This is a genomic window from Staphylococcus coagulans, assembly GCF_002901995.1.
GTDB lineage: Bacteria > Bacillota > Bacilli > Staphylococcales > Staphylococcaceae > Staphylococcus > Staphylococcus coagulans.
In genome coordinates this window covers 99,242-115,604 of record NZ_PPQN01000042.1, presented here as the reverse complement: position 1 = coordinate 115,604, position 16,363 = coordinate 99,242, and the positions used below count along the sequence as shown (strand labels likewise).

At 35.9% G+C, this 16,363-nt stretch carries 13 protein-coding genes; 1 reads left to right on the top strand and 12 read right to left on the bottom strand.

Annotated elements, in window-relative coordinates:
- Positions 1 to 322 (bottom strand): hypothetical protein (locus tag CD118_RS09410; RefSeq protein WP_142380867.1); only part of this gene is annotated, 322 nt, incomplete at its 3' end.
- Between the two features lie 194 nt (positions 323 to 516).
- Between CD118_RS09410 and CD118_RS09405 the strand changes: the two genes are divergently transcribed.
- The gene (locus tag CD118_RS09405; protein WP_169925603.1) at positions 517 to 855 is read left to right on the top strand and encodes a YolD-like family protein; all 339 of its coding nucleotides are present in this window, start codon (positions 517 to 519) and stop codon (positions 853 to 855) included.
- A gap of 482 nt (positions 856 to 1,337) precedes the next feature.
- On the opposite strand, the gene CD118_RS09400 is transcribed toward CD118_RS09405, so the two are convergent.
- The 11 genes from CD118_RS09400 to CD118_RS09345 all read right to left on the bottom strand — a co-directional run bounded on the left by CD118_RS09400 (position 1,338) and on the right by CD118_RS09345 (position 16,356).
- Positions 1,338 to 1,628: a hypothetical protein gene (locus tag CD118_RS09400; protein WP_206167716.1), complete on the bottom strand. Its 291-nt coding sequence runs from the start codon at positions 1,626 to 1,628 to the stop codon at positions 1,338 to 1,340.
- 784 nt (positions 1,629 to 2,412) lie between these two features.
- Positions 2,413 to 4,515, bottom strand: a complete 2,103-nt coding sequence (gene infB, locus CD118_RS09390; RefSeq protein WP_050345730.1) for a translation initiation factor IF-2 — start codon at positions 4,513 to 4,515, stop codon at positions 2,413 to 2,415.
- A 16-nt stretch (positions 4,516 to 4,531) separates the two neighbouring features.
- On the bottom strand, positions 4,532 to 4,837 hold the full coding sequence (locus tag CD118_RS09385) for a L7Ae/L30e/S12e/Gadd45 family ribosomal protein (RefSeq protein ID WP_016424923.1): 306 nt from the start codon (positions 4,835 to 4,837) through the stop codon (positions 4,532 to 4,534).
- Complete coding sequence (gene rnpM / locus CD118_RS09380; protein WP_016424922.1) at positions 4,834 to 5,121, bottom strand: RNase P modulator RnpM; 288 nt, start codon at positions 5,119 to 5,121, stop codon at positions 4,834 to 4,836. Before rnpM ends, CD118_RS09385 begins: the two co-directional genes overlap by 4 nt.
- A 12-nt stretch (positions 5,122 to 5,133) precedes the next feature.
- A complete protein-coding gene (gene nusA, locus CD118_RS09375; protein ID WP_050332196.1) occupies positions 5,134 to 6,279 on the bottom strand; it encodes a transcription termination factor NusA in 1,146 nt (381 codons plus the stop codon).
- An 18-nt stretch (positions 6,280 to 6,297) separates the two neighbouring features.
- Positions 6,298 to 6,765, bottom strand: coding sequence for a ribosome maturation factor RimP (gene rimP / locus CD118_RS09370; protein WP_060830023.1), 468 nt, complete (start codon positions 6,763 to 6,765; stop codon positions 6,298 to 6,300).
- 123 nt (positions 6,766 to 6,888) lie between these two features.
- Positions 6,889 to 11,202 (bottom strand): PolC-type DNA polymerase III, encoded by a 4,314-nt coding sequence (locus CD118_RS09365; RefSeq protein ID WP_425353206.1) that lies wholly within the window; start codon positions 11,200 to 11,202, stop codon positions 6,889 to 6,891.
- 203 nt (positions 11,203 to 11,405) lie between these two features.
- The gene (locus CD118_RS09360) at positions 11,406 to 13,112 is read right to left on the bottom strand and encodes a proline--tRNA ligase (RefSeq protein ID WP_103356608.1); all 1,707 of its coding nucleotides are present in this window, start codon (positions 13,110 to 13,112) and stop codon (positions 11,406 to 11,408) included.
- A gap of 25 nt (positions 13,113 to 13,137) precedes the next feature.
- Entirely contained in the window at positions 13,138 to 14,424 is a 1,287-nt protein-coding gene (rseP, locus tag CD118_RS09355; RefSeq protein ID WP_162489912.1) for an RIP metalloprotease RseP, read from the bottom strand.
- Positions 14,424 to 15,554 carry a 1-deoxy-D-xylulose-5-phosphate reductoisomerase gene (dxr, locus tag CD118_RS09350; RefSeq protein WP_050331199.1) on the bottom strand — a complete coding sequence of 377 codons (1,131 nt, stop codon included), beginning with the start codon at positions 15,552 to 15,554 and terminating at the stop codon, positions 14,424 to 14,426. The genes rseP and dxr overlap by 1 nt, the downstream gene beginning before the upstream one ends.
- A 19-nt stretch (positions 15,555 to 15,573) precedes the next feature.
- Positions 15,574 to 16,356, bottom strand: a complete 783-nt coding sequence (locus CD118_RS09345) for a phosphatidate cytidylyltransferase (RefSeq protein WP_060830025.1) — start codon at positions 16,354 to 16,356, stop codon at positions 15,574 to 15,576.
- Positions 16,357 to 16,363 lie beyond the last annotated feature (7 nt).

The window sequence follows — 16,363 nt, the reverse complement described above, 5'->3', positions numbered from 1 at the left end:
CTGACAAACCTACTATTAACATGGCAACCAGAAATTCTATATTTTGATAATTCAAAAAAATCAATGTGATATAAAAGATTAATCTCACTAAATATTTCCAGTTAAACACATTGTTAAAAAATTTAATAGGCAAATTGAACTTTCTATATGTCAATGTCGGTAATAACAAGAAAACCAACAGCATTGACAAGGAAGTACCAGAAATATATTCAAGTCTTTGCCCCAATAATATTGAAAACACTATAGCAAAAACAACAAACAAAAAGATAGTTGTAGATGAAGCAGTTACAACTTCCAAAATTACCATTTTTTTACTTTTCATTGTTTACCACCTAAATAAATTATCCCATTTATTTAAATTCATTTCAGTGATTTCTATCACAAATAAATAATTATTTTTAGTTGTTTTTAATAATTTACAAGTAAAAACTAATTTTAACGAGGTGTATCACAATTAGTTATTTTCATTTTGCGTAAATCGAACTTATGTTCTATAATATATTCTGGGGTGCCACCATGATTGATAAAAACTTACCACCAGAATATCAATATGAAACTGATTACAGAAAAATACCGAGACGATATCTTAACCCCAGAATATCTAAGGGTCGAGGTATGGTTAAATGGTATCCCTTTAAGACTATACCTGACCAATACAGACTGATAAGTGAGTATGAAGAAAATCAAAATAAAGTACATAAGCCATTGCTGACTGATGAACAAGTGTTACATTTAAATCAACAAATTCAGTTTGCTATATACAACAATTTTTACGTTTTCGTAGACTATTGGAAAGACGGTTATATGCGAAACATAAAAGGATTTATTAAGAATATAGATGAAATCAAAGAGTAAATACAAATCACTCATGAACGTGGTACTGATTCTCGTTATCTTTTTACGTTCTATATAATATCGAAAAAAGAGCCTGGGAGATAAATTCCAAAATAATAGCGTAGAGATGATTCGTGATCGAATCATCTCTACGCTTTTCTTTATCTGCCGTGATATTTGATAAATGCGTAATTTGTTTGTTGGTTATCGCTAGCCATCTGATTGTAACTTAAAACCATTTCTTTAAGCAAATCTCTCTTTTGCTTTGATAAATTGTCTTTAGCAACCCAATCCTTATTTACATATTTATCTCCCAAACTATTTTGAGATATGTATTTTTCTATATCGTTTATTTCTTGTATTATTTCAGCATAAAGTTCTTGGTCTTTTTTATCTGTGCGTCGTCAATTACTGTTTGCTTTGCGCTAACTGGTTCCACAATAAAAGTAAAACATAATATCATAGAGACAAAAGAAAAAAGTATTTTATTAATTTTATTCATATTATCTGCTCCCTGAAAAGTATCCTAATCCGAAAAATAGTAAAAAAATAATCAATGGTATCAAAACAAATAAATTAACCATATTTACTATAAACCACGTTAACCCAACTTTTCTCAGTTTTGTATCTGCGGCGCTAATATGCCAACCAGAAAATACACCAGCAGCTAATGATGTTGCGCCAAAATAAATCAATAAGTCTCCAACACTTTTCGTAAAAATTAAACAAATAACTATTCCTAAAATTAAAAATAAATAGTTCAGAGCATTAACGATACGTATTGCTCTATCCATGAGCTCACCTTCCTATAAAATAATATTTTTCTCTTATATTGTATAAACATAGATTTAAATCAAAACCACCCGTGTGAACGGGTGGTTTGTTCTTCGGCTGAAAGCTTCTGTTACTGACCAGCCCTTATAAGGGTACTGAGAAAATCAGCCAACCGTATCTACATAGAAACCTTTACACCAATATTTTCTATTTCCATACCTATTATAAATGCTAATTTAAAAATGTACACTCTCGCTTAAATAAGTATGTACAAAAACGACTGTTTTAATCATAGTTTGATTGAGCTGAAATTATGAACTATACAGTCAAAATAGATACAGAAATTAAAATTACAAGCCTTTCAAGACTTACCAAAACTGAAAGAAATGATGGAGAGTGCAAAAATGAAAATCAATAAAAGTAAGTTAGCTCGTGATTTTGGTAAAGATAGACGGACAATCGACAAATACTTAAAAGGTTTCACACCGTCAAGTTCTCGAAAAAGAACTTCAAAAGTTGATAAGTACTACAATGTGATTCAACTACTTTTATCAGAAGAAATGATATGCCCCCATTACACCGGACACATAAAGTGAAAAGTTGAATGGAGGCATTTCTTGTGATTGGTAAAATATCAAATGAAGATTTTAAAAAGGTATTTACCACATATGCTTTCTTTATTTATTCGACTGGTAGTGTTTACCATGTTAAAATTTATCACTAAAACATGAAAATGTGTATTTTTTCACGTCAAAACTACTACTTCTTTAATAAGTCAAAAAGTTCTTGAAACCGTTGATATTCCTATCTTTCGACTTCTACCATTACGAAAGCTTCAATAATATCGCCTTCTTTAATATCATTAAATTTTGCAATCGTGATACCACATTCATAACCTTGGGCCACTTCTTTTGCATCGTCTTTAAAACGTTTTAAAGTATCTAATTCACCTTCAAATAGGACAACCCCGTCACGAATAATGCGGACACTTGAATCACGTGTGATTTTACCTTCTGTCACATAACTTCCGGCAATTGTACCCACTTTAGAAACTTTAAATGTTTGACGCACTTCTGCTTGACCAATGACTTTTTCTTCGAATTCTGGATCAAGCATACCTTTCATTGCTGCTTCAATTTCTTCAATAACATTATAAATAACGCGGTGTAGACGCATATCTACATTTTCAGCATCAGCCGCACGTTTTGCACCTGCATCAGGACGTACGTTGAAACCGATGATAATACCGTTTGAAGCATTAGCCAACGTTACGTCGGATTCGTTAATAGCGCCCGTAGCAGTGTGGATAATACGCACATTTACGCCTTCCACATCAATTTTCATTAATGAAGCGGCTAAAGCTTCAACAGACCCTTGTACGTCACCTTTAATGATTACGTTTAAGTCTTTCATTTCACCTTGTTTCATTTGTTCAAATAAATTATCAAGGGAGACATTTTTGCTTTCTTGACGTTGTTGTAAAATGCTTTCTTGTTCACGCGCTTCACCAATACGACGCGCTTTCTTCTCGTCTTTAAAGACAACAAAACGGTCACCTGCTTGTGGTACATCGTTTAATCCTGTAATTTCAACTGGTGTAGAAGGGCCAGCAGATTTGATTCGTTTACCTAAATCATTAACCATTGCTCTCACTTTACCGTGTGTATTACCAACGACTAATGCATCACCTACATGTAATGTTCCGTTTTGAACGAGTAATGACGCTGCTGGACCACGAGATTTGTCTAACTCCGCTTCAATCACTGTTCCAACTGCTGGTTTGTTAGCATTCGCCTTTAATTCTTGGACTTCAGATACTAAAATTAACATTTCGAGTAAATCATCAATACCTTCGCCACTTAATGCTGATAGCGGTACAAAAATCGTATCGCCACCCCAGTCTTCAGGAATTAAATTATATTCTGTTAATTCTTGCATAACGCGATCAGGGTTTGCAGTTGGTTTATCAATTTTGTTTACTGCAACAATAATTGGCACATCTGCTTCTTTAGCGTGATTAATCGCTTCAATCGTTTGTGGCATAACACCGTCATCTGCAGCAACAACTAAAATGGTAATATCTGTCACTTGTGCGCCACGTGCACGCATTGTCGTAAATGCGGCATGTCCAGGTGTATCAAGGAAAGTAATCTTTTTACCATTGTTTTCTATTTGGTAGGCACCAATGTGTTGCGTAATACCACCCGCTTCACCTTCAGTGACACGCGTGTGACGAATCGAGTCTAATAAAGTTGTTTTCCCATGGTCAACGTGGCCCATGATTGTAACAACTGCAGGTCTTACTGTAGCATTTTCGTCTTCTTCAATGTCATCAAAGTAAATAGAAAGATCATTATCATCTACAACGACTTCTTCTTCTATTTCCACACCATAATCTGATGCAACAAGCTCTAAAGCTTCAACATCTAACGATTGGTTAATGTTGGCCATAATGCCTAGCAAGAATAATTTTTTAATAATCTCAGATGAATCTACACCTAATTTGTCAGCTAATTCTCCAACTGTAATGCCTTCAGTATACGTAATTTTAGATGGCATTTCTTTAGGTTCACTTGGTTGTTGTGCTTTTTGATTCTTCTTGTTTTGTTTATTATTTTTAGAACCTTTATTATTCTTTTTATTTTGTTTTTGTTGCTGGTTTGGTTTACCTTTTTGGTTTTTACCTTGTTTTTGGTTTTTGTGATTTGATTGAGTATTTTTTTGCGATTTTGTATCCTTTTGTGCTTGATCTTTTTTGAAAACTTTATCTAATGATTTAACTTGATCATCTTCTAAAGTTTGCATATGATTCGATACTTCTACGCCCTCTTTTTTCAACTCATCAATCACATCTTTACTTTTTATATTTAAATCTTTTGCATACTCATAAATTCTTTGTTTACCCATTAAACCACTCCTAACATTATTCATCTATCATTGACATCAACTTTTTTGCAAATCCTTGATCAGTGATACCAATATTAACACGTGCACTTTTGCCCAATGCGTCGCCTAAATCATCACGATGGCTGATGATTCGATATGGTGTTTGATAACTATGACACTTATTTATCAGATTGTTTTTAGTGTTATCTGATGCATCACTCGCAATTAAAACAAGCTTTAATCGATGCTTTTTTAGTTCAGCAAGAATAACAGACTCACCCGTTTTTACTTTACCTGCACGCATCGCTAAGCCTAAGAAATTCAAAATTTGTTGTTGATTCATTTGGTAGGTATCTCTTCTCTATAAATTAGACGAATAATTTCTTTATATACTGGCTCTAACGTTTCTTGAGACGCTTTAAAAAATTGTTCTAACTTTTGTGCTTGTTGTGCCTGTTCTATTAGCGCAATATCTTTTGAAACATAAGCGCCACGGCCTGGTAACTTTCCAGTTGCATCTGCAGATATTTCGCCTTCTTTATTTTGCACGACGCGGATCATATCTTTTTTAGGTTTCATTTCATTTGATAAGATACACTTTCTCATAGGAATTTTTCTCTTTTTCATTCAAAATCCCTCCTATTTTTCGTTGCTTTCATCCTCTAAATCAACCAAAACATCGTCATGCTGTTCATCTTCAACATGATTTGATTCTGAAACAGTATCGTTTGCTTCACCGATACCAAGTTCTTTCGCATCTGATTCAGATTTAATATCAATTTTCCAGCCAGTCAATTTCGCGGCAAGACGTGCATTTTGTCCACGTTTCCCAATAGCAAGAGATAATTGATAATCTGGAACAATGACCGTTGTAGATTGATTTTCTTCGTCAACAATAACATCGATTACTTGAGATGGACTTAAAGCATTTCTAACAAACACTTTAGGATCGTCACTCCATTGTACGATATCAATTTTTTCTCCACCGAGTTCTTCTACAACCGCTTCTACACGCGCACCTTTAGCACCAACACAAGCACCCACTGCATCAATGTCAGGGTTTTCTGAGTAAACACTAATTTTAGATCGGTCTCCCGCTTCACGTGCAACAGATTTAACCTCAACAGTACCTTCAAAAATTTCAGGTACTTCTTGCTCGAATAAACGTTTTAACAAACCGGGATGACTTCTAGAAACAAAAATTTGTGGTCCTTTTGTCGTTTGCTCAACTTTGTTTACATAAACTTTAATGCGTGCATTCGGTACATAAGATTCATTAGGGCTACGTTCTGCTTCAGATAACACTGCTTCAGTACGTCCTAAATTAACGTAAACATAGCGATGATCGACACGGTCAATTACACCTGTCATAATGTCTTCTTCTTTATCAATAAATTCTTCATATAAAATTTCGCGTTCTGCGTCACGTAAACGTTGCATCACAGCTTGTTTCGCTGCTTGTGCACCTACACGTCCAAAGTCTTTCGGTGTTACATCTTCTTCATAAATGTCCCCTACTTCGTATGCTGGATTTTTAACTAATGCAGTTGACAAGTCGATTTCTTCACGGTCATCAAATACTTCTTCAACAACTTCCTTACGTGAAATGACACGGAAAGTCCCACTGTCTAAATTAAGTTCGACACGTACGTTACGCGCACTATCATAATTCTTTTTATAAGCTGTAATTAAAGCAGCTTCAATTGCATCTACTAATACCGCTCTTGGAATCTTCTTTTCTTTCTCTAAATATTCCGTTGCTAACAATAATTCATTACTTTTCACTCATTTTCCTCCTCACATTTAAAGCATGACTGCATGACGTGCTTTTGCAACTTTATCACGTGGAATTGTGACCGTTTTTGTTTTAGATTTAATTTTCACTTCGATTTCAATTGCTTCATCAGAAACGGATTCCAATCGTCCTAACCATTCTTTTTCACCTTCAATTGGTGCATAAAGCGACACAAATACAGGTTGATTTATCGCATTTTGAAAATCTTTTTCTTTTTTAATTGGTCTTTCAGCACCTGGTGACGCAACGTCTAAATAATAAGCTTGTGGGATTGGATCATTTGCATCCATGACCTCACTAATGCGTTCAGAAGCTAATGTACAATCATTTAAATCCACACCGCCCGGCTTATCAATTGCAATGTGCAAATAATGGTCTTTACCCTCTTTTGTAAACTCAACATCGACTAATTCAAAATTTAATTCGTCAAGGACAGGTTGTATTATTGTTTCAACTTGCTCTGTAACTTTACTCATACGAGCCCCCTTATCACTGACAAACAAATAGAAAAGAGCGGGTGATACCCACTCTTTCTACTTGAGTCTAATTTTATAAGCATGCTTATTATACCACAGTTTTGATAAGGCGACAAATGAATGTTACATATCAAAAATCGAGAGTTGTGCTTTATCTGGCATATCATGTAAAGTTCCTAAATCATCGAGGTACTCAATAATTTTTTGAGAAACACCCGCTTTTTTATTTAAATCTTCTTTGGATAGAAACGGACCATCTTCTCTTGCTTCTACGATACGTTTTGCAACGTTTTCACCAAGTCCAGGAACAGCAACGAAAGGCGGAATCAACGTATCCCCTTCGATTGTAAATTCATAAGCTTGACTTTTCTCAAGGCTTACTGGTTGCATACGATAACCTCGATGTGCCATTTCATTCATAATTTCCAGCACGGTTAAAATGTCTTTTTCTTTTTTACCGAGATCCATATAACGTGAATACATGTCTTTCACTGTATTTCGAATGCTTTCTTTATCTTTCACCATTGTCAATAAATCAAAATCGGATGCTCTTACTGTAAAATAACTTGCGTAATAGTATAAAGGATGATGCACTTTAAAATAAGCTATTCTCACGGCCATAAGAACGTACGCTGCTGCGTGGGCTTTCGGGAACATGTATTTAATTTTTTTACAAGAATCGAGATACCAATCAGGCACGTTATTCTCTTTCATGACTTGTTCAAATTCTTCTGTTAACCCTTTACCTTTACGTACCGCTTCCATAATTTTAAATGCAAGTGAAGGTTCAAGACCTGCATACATTAAATAAACCATGATGTCGTCACGACAACCAATACAGCTCGAAAGTGTACAAGTTCCACTTCGAACAAGTTCTTGTGCATTTCCTAACCATACATCCGTTCCATGTGATAAACCTGAAATTTGGACGAGCTCGGAAAAAGTGGTTGGCTTCGTATCTTCTAACATTTGTCTTACAAAGCCTGTCCCAAATTCAGGTACACCAAACGTTCCTGTTTTCGCTAATATTTCTTCTTCTGTTACACCTAATGGCTCAGGGGAGCTAAAGATGCCCATCGTTTCTTTATCATCTACAGGTATTGTTTTAGGATCAATACCTGATAAATCTTGTAACATACGAATCATTGTCGGATCATCGTGTCCGAGAATATCCAGTTTCAATACATTATCGTGTATCGAGTGGAAGTCGAAATGCGTCGTCATCCAAGGCGAATTTTGATCATCTGCAGGATATTGAATCGGTGTAAAGTCATAGATATCCATATAATCTGGTACTACGATAATACCACCTGGGTGTTGACCTGTTGTTCGTTTAACACCGGTACAACCTTTAACTAAACGATCAACTTCTGCGCCTCGTTTATGGATACCTTGGTCATTTAAATAACCTTTCACAAAACCGAATGCTGTTTTTTCAGCAACTGTACCAATTGTCCCTGCACGATAAACGTAGTCCTCTCCAAACAATACTTTAGTGTAATTATGTGCTTGCGGCTGATATTCGCCACTAAAGTTCAAATCAATATCGGGTACTTTATCCCCTTTGAACCCTAAAAATGTTTCGAATGGGATATCTTGGCCTTCTTTGATCATTTGAGTCCCACATTCACAAGTTTTATCAGGCAAATCAAAACCAGAACCAACTGAACCATCATTAAAGAATTCACTTTTTTTACACTTAGGACAAATATAATGCGGTGGCAATGGATTTACTTCTGTAATTTCAGTCATTGTCGCCACAAAGCTTGAACCCACTGATCCACGTGAACCAACTAAATAACCATCTTCGAGCGACTTTTTCACGAGTCTTTGTGAAATCAAATAAATAACTGCGAATCCGTTCCCAATAATACTTTCTAACTCTTTTTCTAATCGATCAATAACGATTTGCGGTAAATCCTCACCATATAGTTTTTTGGCATTATTGTAACTCATTTCACGAATTTCTTCATTGGCACCATCCATATTTGGTGTATAAAGTTTATCTTTAATTGGTACAACTTTTTCAACACGCTCTGCTAAAGCTCTTGTATTCTCTACAACGACTTGATAAGCCCGAGATTCACCTAAAAAGTGAAAATCATTAAGCATCTCATCTGTTGTTCTGAAATGCGCTTCAGGTAAAGTAGATCGGTTCAATGGATTACCGGGTTGTGAAGCAATTAAAATTTTCCGTGCGATACTATCGTGTTCGTTTAAATAGTGCACATTACCTGTTGCGATGACTGGAATATTGTTTGTTTCGCCCACTTTCAAAATTCGTTCGTAAATTTCTACAAGCGTTTCATTGTCGCGAATTAATTCACGATCAAGTAAATCTTGATAAAGTGCAGGTGGCTGTATCTCAATATAGTCGTAATACTTGGCAATCCGTTCGACTTCAGATTGATCTTTTTGCATCACCGCAGTGAAAACTTCACCTTCATCACATGCGGTTCCAACTAAAATTCCTTCACGATATTGATCTAATAGTGAACGTGGAATTCTAGGTGTACGATAATAATATTTAACAAGTGAAGCGCTGACGATTTTGAATAAGTTCTTTAAACCTGTCTGATTTTGAACAATCAGCGTAACGTGTTGTGGACGCGCTCGCTTATAAGCATCCTCATTTGATAATTTTTTATTAATATCTTGATGGTTGTGTACATCTAATGCTTTAAGTTGCGCTAACATTTTAATGAAAATATAGGCAGTTGCTTCAGTATCATAGATTGCTCGGTGATGTTGTGTCAGTTCGACACCATACTTTTTAGCTAAAAAGTTCAATCCATGCTTACCATAACTTGTATTAATCGTTCTTGAGAGTTCAAGTGTATCAATAACCCCATTAGTTGAAGGACCGAAGCCAAGTCGCTCATAGTTTGTGTCTATAAATCCCATATCAAAAGATGCGTTATGTGCAACGAAAATGGCGTCTCCTACCCATGTTTTAAAATCTGTTAGCACCTCTTTTATCTCTGGCGCATCTCGTAACATGTCATCGGTAATGTGGGTTAAATTTTTAATCGTTTCAGACAGCTTTTCGTGCGGATTACTAAAACGTTCAAACTTGTCTATAATTTCACCGTTTTTCACTTTTACTGCAGCTAATTCTATAATTTTGTCGTATTGGTTGGATAAACCTGTTGTCTCGACGTCAAACACTACATATGTGGCATCGCTTAATCGTATATCGGTCGGTTTATAGGCAATAGGTACACCATCATCAACGAGCATCCCTTCCATACCATAAATCATTTTTATGCCATGTTTTTCTGCTGCAGCATGCGCATCTGGATATGCTTGCACAACATTATGATCTGTCACTGCAATCGCTTCATGCCCCCATTTAGCCGCTTGTGCAACATATTCACCGATATGTGTCACACCGTCCATTTGGCTCATAGAAGTATGCAGATGGAATTCGACGCGTTTTTCTTCAGCCTTATCCACTTTCGGCGTACGCTTGATTTCTTCAATATCTGACATCATCATCACAAGATCTCGAATAAACATATCTTCTTCGATACGTCCTTGTGCTCTTATCCATTTACCTTCAGATAATGCTTTGAAGTGTTCTAAGTCGTCTTTATTTTTACGTGTAAACATTTTAAGTACTAATGAGTCTGTATAGTCCGTCACCTTAAGTTCCACAATATGGCGTCCACTTTTGAGTTCTTTAAGATTTATATCAAAAATGACACCTTCAATAGCGACTTTAAACTCTTCCTCAATAATACTTTCAATCGGTCGCACATTTTCAACTTGAATTGGTTTACCAATTTGACAGCGCGTTACGGATACTTCGTTATCATCTTTTGTACGTTGCTCTTTCATCTTTTCTATTTTTGCTGTTGCTTCTCTCGCACTTTGCTCATCCTCTTGTTGAATGTGTGCCTCAAGAGAAGCTAAATCATCGTCATGACCATGCACATCAGTTTCAAACACCACTTTTTCAACATCAAAACCACATCGTTGCATTGCTTTGACCAGGCTTCCGTTGCAGACCTTATTAAAGTGTTGGCCTTCGATATCATTTTGAACGAGCACTTTAACAACATTGCCAGACATCACAATACGTTTCTGTTTAAGTTGACCTTTGACTTTAGGAGATAGTTGCGTTTGGTCGATACAATCTCCAAAATATTTTAATAAATACTCATCTTGACCTTGATGCGTTGCAACTGTAATTTTCCAATCAACACTTGCGATATCTTGAAAGCTCTCTTTCATTGCATGAGTCAATACAGCATAATCATCATATTTTAATAATCGTGGTAATTGGATATGAAAAATCCATTCACGAGATTTTTCAGAAACATCGATGCGTGTCAATAGACCTTGTTCGATAATATCTTGATCAAAATAATCTTGCATATGAATTTGTTTTAAGAGAATCTTAAACTTTTCTTGATCCTTTAATGCCACACTCATAACCACCTTATTTTAATTGCCGTACATCCATTTGTATTTAAAAATGACTTTCCAACCATTTTATATTTCATACGGGATAAGGCTGAGAAATCAATAGATTCCTCAGCCTTCTTATTGTTGTTGCATCATCAATGGAACCCAATCGGTTTACCCATCGAGAAGCAATATGCTTATTTTTATTATAACAAATGATTGACATCTTCTTACTGAATTTGTTCACTACATTTTTCTAAATGCGCTAATAAAGCATCAACATGGATTTCTTCAGTTTCACCATTATCTCTTCTTTTAACTTCTACAATACCCTCAGCTGCATTTTTTCCGACTACCACACGAAGTGGTAAACCAATCAAATCTGCATCATTGAATTTCACGCCTGCACGCTCGTTTCTTTCATCATACAACACGTCATATTTTGTTTGTAATAAATCATATAAACGGTCTGCACATTCACGTTGATCTTCTTTTTTAGGATTCACTGTAATTAAATGAATGTCATAAGGTGATACTGCTTTTGGCCAAATGATACCGTTCTCATCATGATGTTGTTCAATAATTGCACTTAATGTTCGAGATACACCAATACCATAACAACCCATTGTAAGGTTTTGTTCACGTCCTTGTTGATTTAAAACGGTCGCATGCATTGACTCTGAATATTTTTCGCCTAAAACAAAGACTTGTCCCACTTCAATACCTTCCGCAAAACGTGCCGGACCGGATCCATCTGCTAGAGGCTCACCTTCCAAAATAAAACGAAAATCGCCATAAGCTTCAACTTTAAAATCACGATCTACATTGGCATTGACATAGTGATAGCCATCATCGTTAGCACCTACAATTAAATTGTTTGCAGATTGAACAAATTGATCTGCATATACTTTGATATCTCTATCAGTAATTGGTCCTAAAGAGCCAGAAGTTGCATTTAGCAAATTACGTATCTCTTCATCTGAAGCGAGAGCAACATCGTCTGTTTTAAAGTAATCTTTAATTTTAACTTCATTGAGTTCATGATGTCCTCTAACTAAAATTAAAACGAACTCACCATTCACTTTGAAGACCATTGTTTTAGTGATGTTTTCTAAAGGCACACCTAAGAAATCAGCGACTTGCTTCGCTGTTTTCATATTCGGAGTCTCTACCTTTTCTAGGTCTTTTTGTGCATCTAATATCGTATTAGACGCATAGTAAGGAACTTCTGCTTTTTCGATGTTTGCTGCATAGTCACTTTGTTCACTATAAACGATTGTGTCTTCACCAATTGCACTTAAAGCGTGGAATTCGTGCGTATGATTACCACCAATCGCACCTGAATCAGCAACAACCGGTCTTACGTTTAAGCCTACTCGGTTAAATATCGTTTGATAAGCATGAAACATGTTTTGATATGTTTCCATTAAAGAAGCTTCATCCGTGTGGAATGAATAAGCATCTTTCATAATAAACTCTCTACCACGTAATAAGCCAAATCTCGGTCTTTTCTCGTCACGGAATTTTGTTTGGATTTGGAACAATGTTAAAGGCAATTGTTTATAAGAACGCAACTCGTCACGAACAAGTGATGTCACGACTTCTTCATGCGTCGGTCCAAGCGCAAACTCACGTTGATTACGATCACGAAGACGCATCAATTCCATGCCATATGCATCCCATCGTCCTGACTCTTTCCATAATTCAGACTGCTGTAATACAGGCATGACAACTTCTACAGCATCAATACGCTCCATTTCTTCACGAATAATTTCAGAAATTTTATGGATTACGCGTGTCGCAATCGGCAAGTAACTATATACGCCTGCTGCATTTTGTTTAATTAAACCTGCTTTTAATAATAGTTGATGGCTTTTTGCCTCTGCTTCAGCAGGTACTTCTCTTAATGTTGGAATAAAAACTTTTGATTGCTTCATCCTTCATTGTTCCTCCCTAGTCGTTTTATAAGAAATAACGTTGTATATCATTCCAAGTGACGAGCACCATAACAATAAGTACAAACACTGCACCCGCTGCTATGATCACTGTCTCAGCTTTTTTATTGGCTGGTTTTCTAAAGATGGCTTCATAAAATACAAATAAAATACGTCCACCATCAAGTGCCGGAACAGGTAAAAGGTTCATAATACCTAAGTTCACACTTAATGCTGCAGTCCAAGTGATTAAATTAATGATTCCTGTTTTAACAACGGTGTCGACATTTTTATAGATACCGACTGGTCCATTTAACATATCAAAACTAAATGTCCCTGTGAAAATACTTGTAATCATACCAACAACTGCAACAAAGATGAGTTTCCCAAAGCGTAACGTTTCTTCAATACCAAAAATTAAAGGTTCGAATAGAGATCTTTCTTTTGTTGTTGTAAACCCTAGTTGATAAGACGTTTGTTTGGAAGTTTTAGAAGTTTGAATTTCAACTTTTTTCGGTTCAAACTTTTTATTAATCGTTTTACCGTTACGTTCAACTTCGACCGTCGTTTCGGCTCCTTTAGTTTGATTCAATGCTTTACTCACATCGTCAAAGCGGTTAATTTCTTGGTTTCCAATTTTTTTGATTGTGTCACCTTTGTGAAGACCAATTTGTTCTGCGGGTGAATCTTTTGCAATCTGATCAATTGTCGTACTTGGCGCACCTTGATAATAGGCTAAACCAATTAACAGTACGAAAGCTAAAATGAAATTAAATAACGGTCCTGCAAATAAAGTTAAAAACTTTTGATACGGTTTCTTGTGTGCAAATTGTCGATCTCTCGGTGCAATTTGTATTAAGCTTCCATTTTGTACAAAATAGGCTTTCTTCGCTATTGAATAATGATGGCGCTCTTGATCATCGGCAGCAACACCTTCAATATACAATTGTTCTTGTAAATCAATTTTCTTTACTTCTATAGCTTCTATTTTTTGAAATTTATGTTGATCGTCTAAAATGATATGCGTTACTTCATTTTGATCGTTCACTTTAATTTTAACATGCATACCCGGCTGTACGGGCGCTTCTTCTAGTCCATCTCCAGCCATTCGAACATATCCACCTACTGGTAATAAACGAATAGTATAAAGGGTTTCATCTTTACGAAAACTGAAGATTTTGGGTCCCATACCAATCGCAAATTCTGGACACATGATACCTGCTCGTTTCGCAAAAAACATGTGACCGAACTCATGCACGAATACAAGCACACCGAATACGATAATAAAAGCGATAAGTGTTATTAACATAGGCACTACACCTCATATGATTTTGTTTTATAATAATAGTCAATTTCTAATATTTCTTCTAAAGATGGATCTGGAATCACTTCATGTGCTGCCATTTCACGCTCAATCATATGCTCAATTTCAAGAAATGTAATCTCATGGTTTAAAAACTTAGCCACTGCAACTTCATTGACGGCATTGAGTACAACTGGCATTGAACCACCTATACGCAGTGCATCATAAGCAAATTTCAAACATCGATATCGATCAAGATCCATTTCTTGAAAGTGCAATTGCGCCACTTGCGCTAAATCTAATGATGGCGCTCGATGTTCAATTCTCTCTGGATAAGTAAAGGCATATTGAATCGGCATACGCATGTCAGGGGTACCAAGTTGTGCCATCACACTCGTATCAACGAATTCGACCAGTGAATGGATAATGCTCTCTTTATGCAAGATTGTTTTTATTTGATCTATTTTCAAATCAAACAACCATTTTGCTTCAATCACTTCAAAGCCTTTGTTCATCATCGTTGCAGAGTCAATCGTGATTTTATTCCCCATTGACCAATTGGGATGATTCAATGCATCTTCCACAGTGACATGTTCTAATTGTTCACGCGTTAACTCTCGGAAAGAGCCGCCACTCGCAGTAATTGTAACATTTTTAATTTTATGCATATCTTCACCATTTAAACATTGGAAAATTGCAGCATGTTCTGAATCTACAGGAAGGATATCAACACCATAACGCTTTGCGTGGGTCATGACGAGTTTTCCAGCCACAACTAAAGTCTCTTTATTCGCAAGTGCTATGTTTTTCCCTGCTTCAATCGCTTTCATTGTAGGCTCTAACCCGACACTTCCTAGAAGCGCATTTAAAACTAAATCGTTTTTTTCATATGTTGAAACATCGATTAATCCTTGGCGTCCACTCACTATGTTAGAATGATAAGGTTTTAAGCGTTCAACATCCGCTTCATCTTGAACAGAAACAATCTCTGGTTTAAACTTTTCAATCACTTCAATTGCAAATTCAATATTTTTCCCAACGGTAAAACTAATCAAGTTAAATGATTCTGGATGACGCGCAATCACATCAATCGCTTGCTGACCTATTGAACCTGACGCGCCTAAAATTGCTATATTTTTCATTAATGTTCCTCATTTCACTTTACATTTGAATTAAGAAAATATTCATTAAAGGTAAAACAAACATGAAACTATCAAAACGGTCTAAAATACCACCATGACCGGGTAACAAACGTCCAGAATCTTTCACACCAAAATGGCGCTTAAATCCTGATTCTACTAGGTCACCCAACTGTCCAAAGACACTGAGCACAACAGTTAATAAAAGAATTAAACTGATGTGATACTCAAATGATACAAAAAACATAAATGTAAGAGGTACGATGAGACTACAAATCAACCCCCCAACGAAGCCTTCAACGGTTTTATTCGGACTAATAATCGGCCATAGTTTATGTTTTCCAAAAAGTCGGCCAAAAATATACGCCCCTGTATCTGTTAACCAAACGATCAACAAACCAAATAGTATATATTGCAAGCCGGCTTCTCTCGTTTCATAGAAGTACATGAATCCTATCCCTACGTAGGCAACAGACATTAAACAAAATGCTGAATCCATGAAACTAAAGCGGTTTTTGGACATCACCGTATAACTTAAAATAACAAAGCTCATCGCTATCAACGATTTCTGTTGTAATACGGGCACCCATGCGCCTAAATCTTGTGGAATCATAATAATAAACAGAGCCAAGGCACTGATAATCCCTGGTATTGACAGCAATTGAATTCGATTCATGTTTAAAAGCTCTTTTAAAGCAATTAAAGCTAATAAGAATGTAAAATACATCCATACTGATCCGCCAATCAGTAAAATAGGTAAGAAAACGATTAATGCGACAATCGTTGTGATTGTTCTTACTTTCATCCCACTA